Here is a 15,059-nt window from a genome sequence, read left to right on the forward strand (position 1 = left end):
ACTCTAATTCAACTCTTTAGCATAGGCCAATTCAAAGGCATTTGCCTCCTCTTTTGCCTCTTCTAAATCAATTATTTCATAATTCTCTTTATTTTCGTATAATTTTTTTGTTAAAAGATGATTTAGATGATGACTTCCAGCAACTGCTTCATACTCACCAATCATTGTGTACTCCAAAAGTGCCATATCACCAATTGCATCTAAAATCTTATGTCTTACAAACTCATTTTCATATCTAAGACCTTCTGGATTTAATATTTTAGTTTCATCCAAAACTATTGCATTTTCCATACTCCCACCAAGAGCAAGTCCTATACTTCTTAAATATTGAACTTCATGCAAAAATCCAAATGTTCTTGCTTTTGCAATACTCTCTTTATACTCTTCTATTGAGTAATCAAAGTGGTAATTTTGAGTTCCTATTGCTGGATGATCAAATTTTATTTTAAAATCATAAACTATTTTATTTGATGGCTTTAAAGCTACTCTCTTTCCATCAGGAGTCTCAACAACAACCTCTTTTTTAATTTTAATTGCTTTTTTTGGTTGATCTTGCTCTTTAATTCCAGCTTCATCTATTAACATACAATATCCAGATGCACTACCATCTAAAATTGGTATCTCATCATTATCTAAAACAATTCTTAAATTATCTATTCCATAAGCATATATTGCACTTAAAAGATGCTCAATTGTTGAAACTATAACTCCATCTTTTCCTAAAACAGTTGCCATTTTTGTATCTACAACAAACTCTTTTTTAAGAGGTATTGTAACGCCTGCATCACTTCTATAAATTATAATTCCACTATTTGAAGGAAGTGGCTCTAGCCTCATTTTTACTGGAACTGCTTTGTGTAAGCCAATTCCAACTATCTCTACACTTTTTTGTAAAGTTCTTTGTTTCATTCTATGCCCTTTATAATATCTTTCGCATTATATATTATATTTACAATATTTTCATCAATCCACTTAGCATCTAACCACTCACTAGGATTTGCTTCTATTCCTTGTATTAATATTCCAAAGTGTAAATGATCCCCAAAAACTGCACCAGTTGAACCTGTATTTGCTATATATGTTCCAGCTTCAACCATATCACCAACTTCAACTTTTTGACTACTTGTATGTGCATATAGAGATGATAAACCTAATCCATGATCAATTATTATGCTCTCTCCATAAATACCTAAATAATCTTTGAATATTACTCTTCCACTATTTGATGTATAAATATTTGCATGTTTTACACTAGCCCAATCTATTCCTAAATGCCAAGCCTCATCTATTTTTACATCATTATAATAGTAGTGTCTTCTCTCTCCAAATCTTGCAAAAGTTTTTGCACCTTTCATTCTTAAAAATGGTTTTATATCAAATAAAACTGGCTCTTGATTAAAGTTCTCTATTACAACATTTCTAATTGTTTTTAAATTATTTTCTCTTAGCTCTCTATTTGTTTTTATAAAAATCTCTTCAGCACTATTTGGAACTTGCAAATTACTCATCTCTAAAACATTTTTAGAGACACTATATATAAATGAATCACTAATCTTTAGTTTATCAATTTTTGGCTCATAAGATTGAATATAGTAAGGAACTCTTTGTATTGTTTTATTTCCAGCCTTATCCATACTTACAATATTGAATCCTTTAAACTCTTTTAAATCAATTGGCCAAGTTACAATTGATACAAAATAACCCTCTTTTTCAAATGGAAATAGTTCAAATATAACATCGTCATTAAAAGTTACATAATAATCTTTTAAATTAATATCTTCGATTTTTGCAACAACAACAGCGCTTCCACCTTGTTTTATAGAGTAAGAGTTTGATAAAACTTCTATTTTTGGATATGTTCTATCTATAACAATATCAACACTTTTTGTTGACTCCTCTTTTAATAAATGGTTGATTTTATTATCATCCATTGCAGTAACTTCTAAAATTAAATTTGATGATAAATTTAAATTATTTGTTTTTGGTGGAAAAATCAAATATGTATGAACTTGTGAATCTAAATCCTCTTTTAAAATTTTACTATCAAGCTCTATTGAATTTTCACCATCTTTTAAAACTGCTTTAAAATTTGCAATTTTTCTTTTGCTAACTATATCAACAGCTAACTCTTTTTTAAGATTCCAGTAAATTTTCTCTTCATTTGTCTCTAATTGAAAATATATATCTGGTCTACTTTTACCTAATAAAAAAATATATGAACCTAAACCTACAATAGCTAATAAAACAACAATAATTATAATATTTGAATAACTTTTTTTACGCATAAATCTTCTTTACTTCCTTTAACACTAAATTTTTTACTTCAACTACATCACTAATCTGTATTGTGCATCCAGAGGCGTTAAAATGACCCCCTCCATCAAAAATCTTTGCTATTTTTGATACATCAATATCACCTTTGCTTCTTAAAGAGACTCTACAACTTCCATTTATATATCTAATAAAAAGAGCTATTTTTACAATACTCATACTCATAACCATATCAAGAGCATCTTCACAATCTCTACTATGAGCTCCTGTTTGTTTAAACCACTCACCAAGAGCATAAATAGTTGCTATTTCTCCACTTTGGTGAAGCTCTAAACTATCTAAAACTTTTGGAATAATCCTATATTTTGCCAAAGAGTCTCTTCGTAAAAGCTTACTTGCAATAAATGAAGGATTGGCTCCACACTCAACTAAAAAGTTTATTTTTTTAAATGTTTTCTCATCACATCTTGGAAGAGAAAAAGCTAAAGTATCATCATAAATACCACTATATAATGCAATAGCACTGTTTTTTGATATATTTAAACCATTGTATTTAAAAAACTCAAATACAAGTTCAGCTGTACTACTTTTGTATGGATCTACTATGTTTATAGCTCCAAAATTTTCATTTGAAGCGTGGTGATCAAAATTTATCAAAGGTATATCTTTTGGAACTTCAAATCCAAGCCGTTTGTATGTTCCACAATCAAAACTTATAGCTAAATCATAAAATGGTGGCAAAATATCTGTTATTTTTTCAAATCTACTTAAAAAATCTAAGTTTTGTGGCAAATCAGAGCTAATATTAAAAACCTTGTGTTTTATCCTATTTTCATATAAAAGGTTTGAAATAGCTAAAGCTGATCCAATAGAGTCTGGATCTGGGTTTATGTGAGTTATTAATAAAATATATCTACTATTTTTTATTAACTCTAAAGCCTCTTGATATAAATTTGTATCAACTTGATTTTTGGAAGTAAAATCTTTTTTCATAATTTATTAATCAACTCTCATTGAAAAATCAAGCCAAGTTGCTTGATGAATTATACTTCCACTACTAACAGCATCAACACCTGTTTTTGCATAATCACAAATAGTATCAAGATTTATATTTCCACTAGCTTCAATTAAAACATGAGGGTATGAGCTATCTTTAAACATTACAACTTCTCTTATTTGATCTAAAGTCATATTATCACACATAATAATATCAGCACCTGCACTCATAGCTTTAATAACTTGCTCCATTGTTTCACACTCTATCTCTATTTTTGTAACCCAAGAGATTCTTTTTCTAGCTATTTTTACAAACTCACAAAGGTCATCAATAGTTCTTAAGTGAGTATCTTTTAACATCAAACAATCATCAAGCCCAAGTCTATGATTTATTGCTCCTCCAACTCTTGAAGCGTACTTTTCAAAATCTCTTAAATGTGGTCTTGTTTTTCTAGTATCAAGTAAAACAACTTTGTAACCTTCAAGTTTTTTTGCATATCTATGTGCCATTGTTGCAATTCCACTTGCGTGTTGAAGCATATTTAAAAGTGTTCTCTCACATGATAGAAGTTTTGCAGCTCTTCCTTCAAGTGTTGCTAAAATATCACCTGCAAGTATTTTGTCTCCATCTTTTTTTAAAAAATTTATCTTTATTTTTTCTGTTTGAGCCAAAATCTCTGCATACTTAACACCTGCTAAAATACCTTCACTTTTTGAAATTATTTTTGCTGTAAATTTACCTTCAGGAGCAATATCATAAAACAAATCTCCTCTTCCATTATCCTCATTGATTGCATGTTTTACAAATCTTTTTATATTTATCATATCTCAAACATCCTTTGTAGAGCTAGTTTTGCCCATTTTATAGTATCTTCATCTACTGTTATCTCTGTTAGTGGAGATATTTTATTATCTTTTATAGATTTTAAAGTTGCATATAGATGCTCTAAAGTTGTCTCATTCATAGTAGGACACTCTGGTTTTGTTGAACTTAAAATATATGTATTTTTCTCTCTTAAACGATTAACCATATTAAACTCTGTTCCAACAACAACCTTTTGCTCAATTGGTAAATTTTTTATATATGTTATTAATTGTGAAGTTGATCCAATAAAATCAGCTTTTTCACAAACTTTTGGATCACACTCAGGATGAACTGCAACCAAAATACCTGGATATTTAGCTCTATAAAAATCTATATCATCAACATTAAATTGTTGATGAACGCTACAAAATCCATTGTAACAGATAATATCTGCATCTTTTAAATTAGTTCCATCTCCAACAACTGCTGATTTAAGATTTAAACTTTTTGCAAAATTTTGTCCCAAACAACGATCTGGAACAAAAAATATTTTTTTACCAGATTTTAAACCTTTTTCTATAATTTTGTAAGCATTTGATGATGTACAAACCATTCCACCCATCATTCCAACTCTTGCTTTTACTCTTGCACTTGAGTTTATATATGTAATTGGTAGAATATTTTCATTTGGAATACCAGCTTCATTTATTACTTTTAAATTCTCTTCAAAATAACCCTCATCTATCATTCTTGCCATTGCACAACAAGCAACTCTTGGCATTAGAACTCTTTTTTCGGGACTCATTATTTTTACACTCTCTCCCATAAAACCAACACCACAAAACACTACATATTTTGTTTTAGTATCCATCACTTTTTTAGCAAGTTCTAAACTATCACCTGTAATATCAGCTAATTCAAAAACTTCATCTCTTTGGTAAAAATGGGCTACAACAGTAACATCTAACTCTTTTTTTAGTTTTAAAATCTCTTCTTTTAAATTCAATAGTAGTACCTTCTAAATTTTTATTAAGTGGGAATATATCAAAAATTTAGTTATAATCTCATTTAATTTTAAAAAACAACAAAGGTATTTGATGGATTTTCTGACAAATCAAAATATAATTTTCTATATATTAGCCTATTTATTTGGTTCTATTCCTTTTGGTCTTATTTTGGCAAAAATTTTTGCAGGTGTTAATATAAAAGAGTCTGGAAGTAAAAGTATTGGAGCTACAAATGTTTTAAGAGTTGTAAAAGAGAAAGATCCAAAGTTGGCAAAAAAACTTGGTCTTGCAACAGTTATTTTAGATGCAATTAAAGTTACTATTACTCTTTTAATTGCTATTAGCTTTAATGTAAGCCAAGAGACACTATGGATGATTGCAGTTCTAGGAGTTTTAGGTCACTGCTACTCAATATTTTTAGGATTTGAAGGTGGTAAAGGTGTAGCAACAGGACTTGGTGCTTATATAGTTTTAATTCCATATGCTACTATTATTGGTGCTATTGTTTGGGCATTTTGTGCAAAAGTTTTAAAAATATCATCTTTATCTTCTTTAATTGCATTAGTAGCTGTTTTAGTAAGTGCAAATTTCATATATGATGGTTTAAATGTTGGATCAAATGTACCAATGTATTTAATAGCTTTTATAGTTTTTTATAAACATATCCCAAATATTATTAGACTTATAAAAGGTGAAGAGAAAAAAGTTGTATGAAAATAGAGATTGAGAATCTTACTTTCAAAACAATTATTGGAGTACTTGATTTTGAGAGAGTAAAAAAACAGAAAGTTATAATTAATCTATCTTTTGAGTATGAGTTTAAAAATGGTGAGTTTATAGATTATGCTGAAGTCTCTAAACTTATCAAAAATAGAGTAAAACAGATGAAATATTTTTTACTTGAAGATGCTTTAGAAGATTTAAAACAAATTTTAAATGAAAATTATGATATTTTTAATCTTAAACTAAAAATTACTAAACCTACAATTATGAAAGATTGTATTGTTAGTCTATCTATTTAAAAAGGAATTATTATGAAAAAAAAAGTTTTATTGGCTATATCGCTCTTAGCTACTGTTTCATCTGCAAGTACAACAATGTGTTTTAAAGAGAATCATAAATCTTTATCAACAATTGAGACAGTTGCACTTGATGGTGGAGAGTGTGCTGGGAAACATTCAGTTAATGATATGAAAAAAATGGGTTATATTGTTTCTGATATAAAAATAGATGGAAATAACTATATTTATATATTTAAAAAAGAGCAACAAAACAGTAACTCTGATCAAAATATTGCTCAAATGGATTTAGATGCTATTAGTGCTTCAGTTTTAGCAAAACAAAAAGAGCAAGAGGATTTAAAAAAAGAGCAAGAAGCAAAAGTTAGAGTTGAAGATGCAAAAACTATATATATCTCAAAATGTCAAAACTGTCATGGAGAAAAAGGTGAGAGCTATATTGGTGGTTCAAGACTAAATAAACTTAGCGAAGATGATATGTTAGCTGGTTATAAAGAGTATGTTCATGGAGTTGGAAATAAATCAAGTTCGGTATATTCAAGTTTTCATATAAATAATTTAAATGATAAAACTGTAAAAGATATTAAAAAATATTTAGATTCAATTAACTAATTAAAATAAGGATTAAGCATATATGGATGCGTACGAATATTCAGAATTACTAAAATTACTAAATACAAAACTAAGTAATATAAAAGGTATTTTAAAACCTAATGAGTTAAATGCTAGATTAAAAGAGATAGTTGAGCTTGAGGCTAGTCAAGATTTTTGGAATGATGTTGAAAATGCAACAAAAATTGGAATAGAGAAAAATAGAATTTTAGGAAAATTAAATAAATTTAATAAAGCTTATGACTCTTTAAATGGTACAAATGAGCTTTATGAAATGGCGTATAGTGAGAAAGATGAAGATACACTACAGCTTTTATATGAAGAGGCTAGTGATTTAGAAGATTTAATTAAATCAACTGAAATATCTGTAATGCTTTCAAATCCAGATGATGCACTAAATGCTATTGTGACAATTCATCCAGGAGCTGGTGGAACAGAGTCTCAAGATTGGGCAAGTATATTGTATAGAATGTATTTAAGATGGGCTGAAAGAAATGATTTTAAAGTTGAAATCTTAGATTATCAAGCTGGTGATGAGGCTGGAATTAAAGATGTGAGTTTCATAATACGAGGTGAAAATGCTTATGGATATATGAAGACTGAAAATGGAATTCACAGACTTGTGCGAATCTCTCCATTTGATTCAAATGCAAAAAGACACACATCTTTTACATCTGTAATGGTAAGTCCTGAAATTGATGATAATATTGATATTGTAATTGAAGATAAAGATATTAGAATTGATACATACAGAGCCAGTGGTGCTGGAGGTCAGCATGTAAATAAAACAGAGAGTGCTATTAGAATTACTCATATTCCATCTGGAATTGTTGTTCAGTGTCAAAATGATAGATCTCAACATAAAAATAAAGATAGTGCATTTAAAATGCTAAAATCAAAACTATATGAACTTGAGCTTGAAAAACAAAGAGATAGTAAAAATAGTGGTGATAAGAGTGAAATTGGTTGGGGACATCAAATTAGATCTTATGTTTTACAACCATATCAACAAGTAAAAGATAGTAGAAGTAACATTGGTTATTCAAATGTAGATGCAATTTTGGATGGTGATATTACAAAAATTATGGAAGATGTTTTAATAGCTACAAATACAAACTAAAAATTTGAAGAAATATCTATTTTTAGATAATATAATTTTTAAATAAATTTATTACAAAGGAATAAAATGAAGAAATTATTATTTTTAGGAGTTTTATCTTCTATGATTTTAACGAATTCTATTGCAGATACAAAAAATTATTTAGGCTTACAATATGGCGTAGCTGTAACACAATTTCAAATAGAAGATAATAGTGGTGGAAAAGAAAAATTTTCAGATAATGCTAATGCATATAAATTTGTAATAGGACAAGGATTAGGTGACAATAACTATCTTCAAATTTATTATGAAAATACAAAATATAGCAATGATGATTTAAAACTTGTTACAAAAGATCAAAAACAAAAAGAGTTTGGTCTTGAGTGGATTAAAAAAGAAAAGGTAGTAAATAATTTATACCCTTTTGCAAAGCTAGGAGTTGGTATCGCAAATATTAAATTAGATAATAACTTAACTAAAGAAAGTGATATATCTGCTCTATCTTTAACTCTTGGAGCTGGTATTGATTTAAAAACAACTGATAATTTATCTTTTTATATAGGAATAGATTACAACTATAAAAAATGGGAAAAATTTGAAGATATAACTTCTACTTATGAGTATAAACCTACTCAAAATAGTATTAAACCATACATTGGTCTAAATTTCAAATTCTAATCTAAATTTTTCACAAAAATACCTTCATAAAGTGCCTAAAAATGGCACTTTATACAAAATTCATTTTTTCTTATTTTATCAACTGCAAAACCTTAAAATAGTAGTATAATTCGCAAAATTATAAAGGAGTAAATCTTGTCAACTTTGACAATAAACAGTGTACCACTAATTCCATTTGATATTAAAGCAAAAGATCAAATGAATAAATATTTAAAAGAGATAAATGTCGATTTAAGCGACTATACATTTGCACAAAACTATATTTGGTTAAGCTCTTCTAGCGGTTTTTACTGCATTTTAGAAGATACTTTTTGCTTTTTTGTTTTAAGTGGTGGAGAGTTATCTATGCTTCTTCCACCTTTGGGTAAAAAAGAGAGTGTTCATAAAGCAATTTTTAAATGCTTTGAGATTATGAATGCAAATAATAGCAACAAATACTACTCAAAAATTGAGTATGTTCACGAAGAGATGCTAGAAGGATTTGTAAATCATCTTGAAGAGGGTACATTAATCTTTGAAGCTTTAGAAGACTTTTTAATTGAGAAAAAATTAGTAGATTATATTTATAAAATTGATGATTTAATTGAGCTAAAAGGTGATTCTTATAAATCAAAAAGAAATGAGATAAATAAGTTTAAAAAAGCTTATCCAAACTATAGAATTGAGACTCTTGATACAAAAGTTCACTCTACTTTAATTTTAAATCTATTTAATAAGTGGGTTAGTGATAGAACAAAATATATGCCAAAAGAGGAAGTTGAGATTTTTATGGATGGTATCTATTTTGAGAGATTTGCAATTAAAAAGATTCTAAACGAATATGATAAATTGGATATTGTTGGAATTGTTATTTTTATTGATGATGAGTTAAAAGGTTTTACAGTTGGTGAGAAGATAAATGATCACACATCAAGTGTAATTTTAGAGAAGACTGATTTTGAAGTTTTAGGTTGTGCTCAATTTATATTTAGGGAGTTTTCAAAACTTTTAAAAGATGAGTATAATAGTACTTATATAAATGTTGGTGATGATATGGGATTTGAGAATTTAAAAAAAGTAAAAATGTCATATAGACCTGATAAGCTAGTTCCAAAATATACAATTTATCAAAAATAAGGCTAAAAAAATGTTAAGTATTGCATCAAAAAATGATATAGAACAACTTATGTTTATTGAGAACTCTATGTTTGAAGGTAGCATCTATTTTAAACTAAGTTTTGAAGAGTTTTCTAAACTTTTAAATAAAAAAAGCACTACTGTTTTTACTTGGATTGAAGATTCTAAAATCGTTGGTTACTCTTTAGGTGTAATTATAAATAAAAAACATATTTGGTTTAACTCTTTGGCTGTTTTAAAAGAGTATCAAGGAACAGCTGCTGCTAAAGCACTTTTTGATGCTATTGAAAATTATGCTTTAGAGAATAGTTTTGAAACTGTTATTTTAGAAGTTAGAGAGGATAATAAAGCTCTTAGAAGAAGATATAAAGGTTTTAAATATTGTGAGTGGAAAACAATTTTAAACTACTATCCAGATGGTTGTAGCGCTGTTAGAATGTTAAAAAAGCTTAAATAGCTTTTTTAACTAATCTTTATTACAGATAGTTTTATAAGGACAAAATTCACACCTTGAGCTATCTTCTGTTTTAGAAAAATCTATTTGTGATTTACTTTGATTTTTAAAATCATCAAAAATAGTTTTTAAAAGTTCCAACTTTGGCTCTAAAGCAATCTCCTCTTTTAATAAATTTTCGTAAATATCATAATAAAAAGCTCTTATTTGCTGTGGTTCATATAGAGTTTTAATAGCTAAAAAATAGAACTCCAATTGAAAATCAAAACTTTTTTCATAGTTCTTTTCTGTATCAACTTTTAAACTTCTTGAAGTTTTATAATCAATTACTTCATAACTATCTTTATATCTATCAACTCTATCAATTACTCCTGTAATTTTGAAATCATTAAAATCAACAACAAAACTCTTCTCTAACTCTACAATCTCTCTATTTTCTAATCTTTTTTTATCAAACTCTATAAAAGATTTAACTTTTTGTTTGTAAATCTCTAAATCTAGTGTTAAAAATGGATTATTTGCTCTATATTTTATAAACAAATCATCAATATTTGTATTACTATTTTTATAATACTCTTCTAAAATTTTATGGACAATATTTCCAAGCTCAAAACTCTTTGGTAGATTGGATATTGTATGCTCTTTTATTTTTAAAATATAGTTTAAATACCACTTTCTTTTACACTCTAAATATGATTTTAAGGCACTAGCAGACCAAGTAAATTGTTTTAAATCTATATTTTGAACTATATTTTCACTACTATGTTCAAGCTTTTTATTTGTATATAAAATATCTTTGTACTCTGTATCAAATAGTTTATCTTGCTTGTAAGCAAAAAGTTCATATGCAAATCTTGATATTGAGCTATCTTTTGAATTCACATAAGATATAAAAACCTCTTTTGAATTTTCAACTAATCTTTTATAATAGTATCTTTGAAGATTTTCTCTATCTTTTGTTGTAGGCAAAGAGGCTAATTTTTTTATTTTTGAAGATAAAAACTTATCTTTTATTGATATTTTTGGAATAAACTCTTCATTAAAATCACAAATTATAACTGCATCAAAATTTATTGCTCTGGTTTCTAAAAGTCCCATAACTGTTATTTTCCCAGAATTTATATCATCTAATTTAATATTTGCTAAATTTTGTAAAAATATTTTATAAGCATCTTTAATTCTTAAAAAAGTATCGCTTGTAAAAAATAGAGATTCTAAAAAATATATCATCTCATCATATTTCTCTATTAACTCTTTGTCTGTTTCACTCTCTTTTATAAAGTTAGTTATAAATTTAAAATTATCAATATTTAATCTATCATTCCACACTTTTTTAATATTATCGTCAATAATTTTTTTATCTATTTGAAAAAACTCTAAACTCTTTATGTTTTTAATATCATCCTCATTTATATAGTTTGATACAACATACGCTTTTTGGTACAAATTTTTATTTAAAATATCATTTCCCATTGCAAAGTTGAAATACTCTTCTTTATCATTTAACTTTAATGTTTTAGCAAAATCTTCATTTGGTAATACAACAGCAATATTAGAAGCATCAACTCCACAATTTACTAAATTAACAATAGTTGATTTTATAAAAGCAACTTGGCTTAATCTATTTGAAAATCCTTTGATATTTATATTGTTGTTTTTATCAACTCTATTTTCACTTATTACCTCTTTTTTTGATAAATTTATTAAATATCTATAATCATCTTTGAATTCAAAATTAAAATTGTTAAATATCTCTATAGATTTATTATTATAAATATTTTTATAAAACTCTATTTCTAAATCAATAAAATCTGAGATTTTTGAGATAATTTCAAACTCTTGCTTTGTGAAATATCCTTCAAATTTAATTATTATTTTCTCAAATCTACTTAAAAATTTACTATTTATTGTGTAGTTTTTATTTAAATTTATCTTATTTACACAGCTATTTCTTTCTAAAATTGTTAAATAATTTTTTAAAATTTCATCTAAAATTTCAAGATGTTCATTATAAAACATATATGTATCAACTCTTTTAATATCATCTATTGTTCTATTTTCGCTACTTAACTCTAAAAAAAATCTATATATATAATCACTTTGTTTCAAAAATTGTGAAAAATTTTTTGAGAAACCAAGCTTGTTTAAATCCACATTTTTTATAGCTTCATTTAAAAATATTACTCTTTGCTCTTTTGATTCATACTTTTTGCTATTTAAATTTATAGATTTTTTTAAAAGTTCATCAATTGTAATTGCTGAAGGAAGAAGAGTATCTTTAGCTTTAAAACCAAAGATAAACTCTCTTATCGCTCTACTTGTAGGAAAAACATATAATGTTTTTTTATCGTGCATTTGTCTTTATAAGTATATAACCTATTTCATTTTCAACTTCAAACTTACCTGTTATTATCCAGTTAGCCTCTTCTTTTAAATTAAAATTTGTCTCATATACTCTATTTGTCTCTTTAAAATTATCATTTTTCAACTCAATATCACTCTCATCTGACATTGTTTTTGTAACCAAAAGATCAATATTAGCTACTTTTTTTTCATTTGATTTATTATCAAAAATCTCAACTTTTAAGCTATTTTCACCTATTTTCAAAATATTTTTATGGTTTGAAAATTTTTCTAAAACTCTTTGACCAAACTTTATATCATCTGTTGTAAGTGGAAATATAGTTCCATTTAAATCAAAATTTAGAGTATATTTATTTAAAAATCTCATATTTGATTCCATAATAGAGTTATAATTCTCATCAACATATTGATACTTATTTATAAAGCTTTTATCATCTATAACGGGCGCTTGTACCGCTTTAGAAATAGTCCAAACTATCATTATAAGAGTAAAGCTAAAAATTCCAATAAAAAATAAAGGCCAATAATTTCTTTTTTTCATATTATTTTCTCTTTCTTAAAACTGCATAAGTATATGCTAACAAACCTGATATAACTAAGAAATAGATAAATACTCTCCAAATAGTACTTGATACTTTTCCTTCACTACCAATACTACTTTCAAGTTTTATTTTTTGTGACTCAGCTAATGTATCTGCAATTGCCGCATATCCATTTAATGTAGCAGCACTAACTTTTGAAGCTAATGTGTTTTTATCTTTTGAGGCTAAAAGTGGTACTACATAACCATTTAAAATATCATCTTTATCTATTATATTTTTTAAACTATCACTAAAATATAAGTTAACATGCATCTGTTCCATTGCAATTGTTAATAAAACATAAGGTTGTTCTAAATTTTTTAAAATATTATCTTCATATTTTTTAATAAGCTCTAATCTATCTTTTGTAGGAAGTTTTGGATCAATATTTAAATCAACTTTTGAATCCAAATAGATATTTACACCTATTTTTGATTTTACCTCATTACCCATTTGTAAAATCTTCTCTTTTGCCCTAATATCAATTAAATCACTATTTAATATGAAGTTTTGAGCAAAACCATTTGTATATAAAAAAAGTAGAAGTGATAAAATCACCCCTACTTTTAGAGAATTTAATCTTTTCATTTAACCAACATATACTTTTGCAGCATCAAAAAATGCATAGTATGCAGTCATAACAGCAGCAACTAAAAGTAAAACACCTATAATTTTCTCCATACTCTACTCCTTATTTCTCATTACCAATTAATTGGTAATGCTTATGGTTTTCAGGACTATTTGCTTTTAAACCTTGTAAATCTTGGTTTATAGAGTAATAGTTTGTAGCCTCTCTTTGTTGAACTAAAACAGCATTTGTAACTAAAACAGCTAAAATAGTTAGTAATAAAACAACAGCTATTAACATTCCAGAAATACCATTTAGTTTAAAGATTCCTCTCTCATTTTCATTCATTTGTGTATTATTTGCCATTATTTATCTCCTATACTTCTAATATATGAAGCTAAAGCTCTCTCTTGAGTCTCATTTAATCTTCCATTAAAATGAGGCATCTCTCCTAGAAGACCTTTTTTACCTTGTTTTAATACAGCAAGTACAATACCATCATCATAAGATTTAATATTTGGACCTACAAATGGCATACCTTCTCCGTTATCACCGTGACAAGTAGCACAAGTTGCGTAAGCATCTGGAGCTTCACCTTTAAATCCATTTGCAACATATTCAGCTACATCAGATATATCTTTTTCATCTTGTAGCATCATAGGAGGCATTCCACCTGGGAAAGCTTCTGTTAAATTGTTTGCACCATTTTTAATTACATAAACAATTTGATCTTTACTCATTCTTTTTGTTAAATCTTGAGCTTTTCCATCAATTCCCTCTGCATCAACTCCATGACAAGGAGCACATTGTACTAGAAAAATTGATTGACCCATTGCATTTAAAGTTGATTCATTTGGATTTACCCATTTTTGTTCAAACTTTGCATTATATGCATTTGTCTCTTCATTCCATTGACCAATTTGAGAGAACCCATTAATTGGATAACCAATTGTGAAATACCAAAACATCCAAAGAATTGTTCCAATAAATGCTAGTGCCCAACCTGTTGGAACAGGGTTTTTATACTCACCAATTCCATCCCAATTCTCATCAGCAAGATCACCACCTGCTCTGTCATTTTTCATCTGATTAACATATTTTAGAACAACAAATGTACTAATTGTAATAATAGCAGCTGCCCCTAAAAATGTTAAAGCATTGATATAATCATCTGTATTAAAAGCGTCACCTGCAACAAAGTAAGTTCCTGCCATTAATGCGATGATAAGAATTATTCCACCTATAACCATAGATTTCATCTTATTTCTCCTTATTACCTATAACTTTTTCTTTCTCTTCTCTTTTTTCAAGAGGTTCTGAAACACTTGAGTCATCATGTACAAGTTTAGAATACTTCTCAAAATCTCTTTCCCCTTTTCTATCTCTTCTATAAATAGAGAAAGCATAAGAGTAAAATAGTACAAATACTATTAAGATAAGAAAGAATTTAACATAACCTTGTAAATTTACTAGTGTTTCATAATCCATC

Annotated in this window: 18 protein-coding genes; 7 read left to right on the plus strand and 11 right to left on the minus strand. The window is 27.2% G+C overall.

Annotated elements, in window-relative coordinates; genetic code table 11:
• Positions 1–3: 3 nt before the first annotated feature.
• The 5 genes from lpxC to nadA are packed head-to-tail and all read right to left on the minus strand — an operon-like array spanning position 4 to position 5,078.
• Positions 4–909: a UDP-3-O-acyl-N-acetylglucosamine deacetylase gene (lpxC, locus tag CRU94_RS02310; protein WP_129105210.1), complete on the minus strand. Its 906-nt coding sequence runs from the start codon at positions 907–909 to the stop codon at positions 4–6.
• A complete protein-coding gene (locus CRU94_RS02315) occupies positions 906–2,285 on the minus strand; it encodes a M23 family metallopeptidase (RefSeq protein ID WP_129105211.1) in 1,380 nt (459 codons plus the stop codon). The genes lpxC and CRU94_RS02315 overlap by 4 nt, the downstream gene beginning before the upstream one ends.
• Positions 2,278–3,264, minus strand: a complete 987-nt coding sequence (locus tag CRU94_RS02320; RefSeq protein WP_129105212.1) for a DHH family phosphoesterase — start codon at positions 3,262–3,264, stop codon at positions 2,278–2,280. The genes CRU94_RS02315 and CRU94_RS02320 overlap by 8 nt, the downstream gene beginning before the upstream one ends.
• Before the next feature lie 6 nt (positions 3,265–3,270).
• The gene (gene nadC / locus CRU94_RS02325; RefSeq protein WP_129105213.1) at positions 3,271–4,092 is read right to left on the minus strand and encodes a carboxylating nicotinate-nucleotide diphosphorylase; all 822 of its coding nucleotides are present in this window, start codon (positions 4,090–4,092) and stop codon (positions 3,271–3,273) included.
• The gene (gene nadA, locus CRU94_RS02330) at positions 4,089–5,078 is read right to left on the minus strand and encodes a quinolinate synthase NadA (RefSeq protein WP_129105214.1); all 990 of its coding nucleotides are present in this window, start codon (positions 5,076–5,078) and stop codon (positions 4,089–4,091) included. Before nadA ends, nadC begins: the two co-directional genes overlap by 4 nt.
• A gap of 91 nt (positions 5,079–5,169) precedes the next feature.
• Between nadA and plsY the strand changes: the two genes are divergently transcribed.
• The 7 genes from plsY (at position 5,170) to CRU94_RS02365 (ending at position 10,060) form a co-directional block, all read left to right on the plus strand.
• The gene (plsY, locus tag CRU94_RS02335) at positions 5,170–5,793 is read left to right on the plus strand and encodes a glycerol-3-phosphate 1-O-acyltransferase PlsY (RefSeq protein ID WP_129105215.1); all 624 of its coding nucleotides are present in this window, start codon (positions 5,170–5,172) and stop codon (positions 5,791–5,793) included.
• On the plus strand, positions 5,790–6,101 hold the full coding sequence (locus CRU94_RS02340; protein ID WP_129105216.1) for a dihydroneopterin aldolase: 312 nt from the start codon (positions 5,790–5,792) through the stop codon (positions 6,099–6,101). Before plsY ends, CRU94_RS02340 begins: the two co-directional genes overlap by 4 nt.
• A gap of 12 nt (positions 6,102–6,113) precedes the next feature.
• The gene (locus CRU94_RS02345) at positions 6,114–6,710 is read left to right on the plus strand and encodes a hypothetical protein (RefSeq protein WP_129105217.1); all 597 of its coding nucleotides are present in this window, start codon (positions 6,114–6,116) and stop codon (positions 6,708–6,710) included.
• A 22-nt stretch (positions 6,711–6,732) separates the two neighbouring features.
• Entirely contained in the window at positions 6,733–7,830 is a 1,098-nt protein-coding gene (gene prfB, locus CRU94_RS02350) for a peptide chain release factor 2 (protein ID WP_129105218.1), read from the plus strand.
• A gap of 66 nt (positions 7,831–7,896) precedes the next feature.
• Entirely contained in the window at positions 7,897–8,487 is a 591-nt protein-coding gene (locus CRU94_RS02355) for an outer membrane beta-barrel protein (RefSeq protein ID WP_129105219.1), read from the plus strand.
• A 135-nt stretch (positions 8,488–8,622) separates the two neighbouring features.
• Complete coding sequence (locus CRU94_RS02360; RefSeq protein ID WP_129105220.1) at positions 8,623–9,603, plus strand: DUF2156 domain-containing protein; 981 nt, start codon at positions 8,623–8,625, stop codon at positions 9,601–9,603.
• A gap of 10 nt (positions 9,604–9,613) precedes the next feature.
• Positions 9,614–10,060, plus strand: a complete 447-nt coding sequence (locus tag CRU94_RS02365; RefSeq protein ID WP_129105221.1) for a GNAT family N-acetyltransferase — start codon at positions 9,614–9,616, stop codon at positions 10,058–10,060.
• Positions 10,061–10,069: 9 nt separating this feature from the next.
• Here CRU94_RS02365 and CRU94_RS02370 read toward each other — a convergent pair whose 3' ends face one another.
• The 6 genes from CRU94_RS02370 to CRU94_RS02395 all read right to left on the minus strand — a co-directional run bounded on the left by CRU94_RS02370 (position 10,070) and on the right by CRU94_RS02395 (position 15,058).
• A complete protein-coding gene (locus CRU94_RS02370; RefSeq protein ID WP_129105222.1) occupies positions 10,070–12,412 on the minus strand; it encodes a PD-(D/E)XK nuclease family protein in 2,343 nt (780 codons plus the stop codon).
• Positions 12,402–12,962: a hypothetical protein gene (locus tag CRU94_RS02375; RefSeq protein ID WP_129105223.1), complete on the minus strand. Its 561-nt coding sequence runs from the start codon at positions 12,960–12,962 to the stop codon at positions 12,402–12,404. Before CRU94_RS02375 ends, CRU94_RS02370 begins: the two co-directional genes overlap by 11 nt.
• Position 12,963: 1 nt before the next feature.
• On the minus strand, positions 12,964–13,590 hold the full coding sequence (locus CRU94_RS02380) for a hypothetical protein (RefSeq protein WP_129105224.1): 627 nt from the start codon (positions 13,588–13,590) through the stop codon (positions 12,964–12,966).
• Between the two features lie 103 nt (positions 13,591–13,693).
• A complete protein-coding gene (locus CRU94_RS02385) occupies positions 13,694–13,936 on the minus strand; it encodes a DUF4006 family protein (RefSeq protein WP_066409579.1) in 243 nt (80 codons plus the stop codon).
• A complete protein-coding gene (locus CRU94_RS02390) occupies positions 13,936–14,829 on the minus strand; it encodes a c-type cytochrome (RefSeq protein WP_129105225.1) in 894 nt (297 codons plus the stop codon). The genes CRU94_RS02385 and CRU94_RS02390 overlap by 1 nt, the downstream gene beginning before the upstream one ends.
• Position 14,830: 1 nt before the next feature.
• Positions 14,831–15,058, minus strand: coding sequence for a CcoQ/FixQ family Cbb3-type cytochrome c oxidase assembly chaperone (locus CRU94_RS02395; protein WP_129105226.1), 228 nt, complete (start codon positions 15,056–15,058; stop codon positions 14,831–14,833).
• Position 15,059 lies beyond the last annotated feature (1 nt).

The organism is Arcobacter sp. AHV-9/2010 (genome assembly GCF_004116575.1).
GTDB lineage: Bacteria > Campylobacterota > Campylobacteria > Campylobacterales > Arcobacteraceae > Aliarcobacter > Aliarcobacter skirrowii.

What these genes read in the sequence shown, in the direction of transcription:
- lpxC (WP_129105210.1), bottom strand. Translation starts at nt 909, where the DNA reads ATGAAACAAAGAACTTTACAAAAAAGTGTAGAGATAGTTGGAATTGGC.
- CRU94_RS02315 (WP_129105211.1), bottom strand. Translation starts at nt 2,285, where the DNA reads ATGCGTAAAAAAAGTTATTCAAATATTATAATTATTGTTGTTTTATTA.
- CRU94_RS02320 (WP_129105212.1), bottom strand. Translation starts at nt 3,264, where the DNA reads ATGAAAAAAGATTTTACTTCCAAAAATCAAGTTGATACAAATTTATAT.
- nadC (WP_129105213.1), bottom strand. Translation starts at nt 4,092, where the DNA reads ATGATAAATATAAAAAGATTTGTAAAACATGCAATCAATGAGGATAAT.
- plsY (WP_129105215.1), top strand. Translation starts at nt 5,170, where the DNA reads ATGGATTTTCTGACAAATCAAAATATAATTTTCTATATATTAGCCTAT.
- CRU94_RS02340 (WP_129105216.1), top strand. Translation starts at nt 5,790, where the DNA reads ATGAAAATAGAGATTGAGAATCTTACTTTCAAAACAATTATTGGAGTA.
- CRU94_RS02345 (WP_129105217.1), top strand. Translation starts at nt 6,114, where the DNA reads ATGAAAAAAAAAGTTTTATTGGCTATATCGCTCTTAGCTACTGTTTCA.
- prfB (WP_129105218.1), top strand. Translation starts at nt 6,733, where the DNA reads ATGGATGCGTACGAATATTCAGAATTACTAAAATTACTAAATACAAAA.
- CRU94_RS02355 (WP_129105219.1), top strand. Translation starts at nt 7,897, where the DNA reads ATGAAGAAATTATTATTTTTAGGAGTTTTATCTTCTATGATTTTAACG.
- CRU94_RS02365 (WP_129105221.1), top strand. Translation starts at nt 9,614, where the DNA reads ATGTTAAGTATTGCATCAAAAAATGATATAGAACAACTTATGTTTATT.
- CRU94_RS02370 (WP_129105222.1), bottom strand. Translation starts at nt 12,412, where the DNA reads ATGCACGATAAAAAAACATTATATGTTTTTCCTACAAGTAGAGCGATA.
- CRU94_RS02375 (WP_129105223.1), bottom strand. Translation starts at nt 12,962, where the DNA reads ATGAAAAAAAGAAATTATTGGCCTTTATTTTTTATTGGAATTTTTAGC.
- CRU94_RS02380 (WP_129105224.1), bottom strand. Translation starts at nt 13,590, where the DNA reads ATGAAAAGATTAAATTCTCTAAAAGTAGGGGTGATTTTATCACTTCTA.
- CRU94_RS02385 (WP_066409579.1), bottom strand. Translation starts at nt 13,936, where the DNA reads ATGGCAAATAATACACAAATGAATGAAAATGAGAGAGGAATCTTTAAA.
- CRU94_RS02390 (WP_129105225.1), bottom strand. Translation starts at nt 14,829, where the DNA reads ATGAAATCTATGGTTATAGGTGGAATAATTCTTATCATCGCATTAATG.
- CRU94_RS02395 (WP_129105226.1), bottom strand. Translation starts at nt 15,058, where the DNA reads ATGGATTATGAAACACTAGTAAATTTACAAGGTTATGTTAAATTCTTT.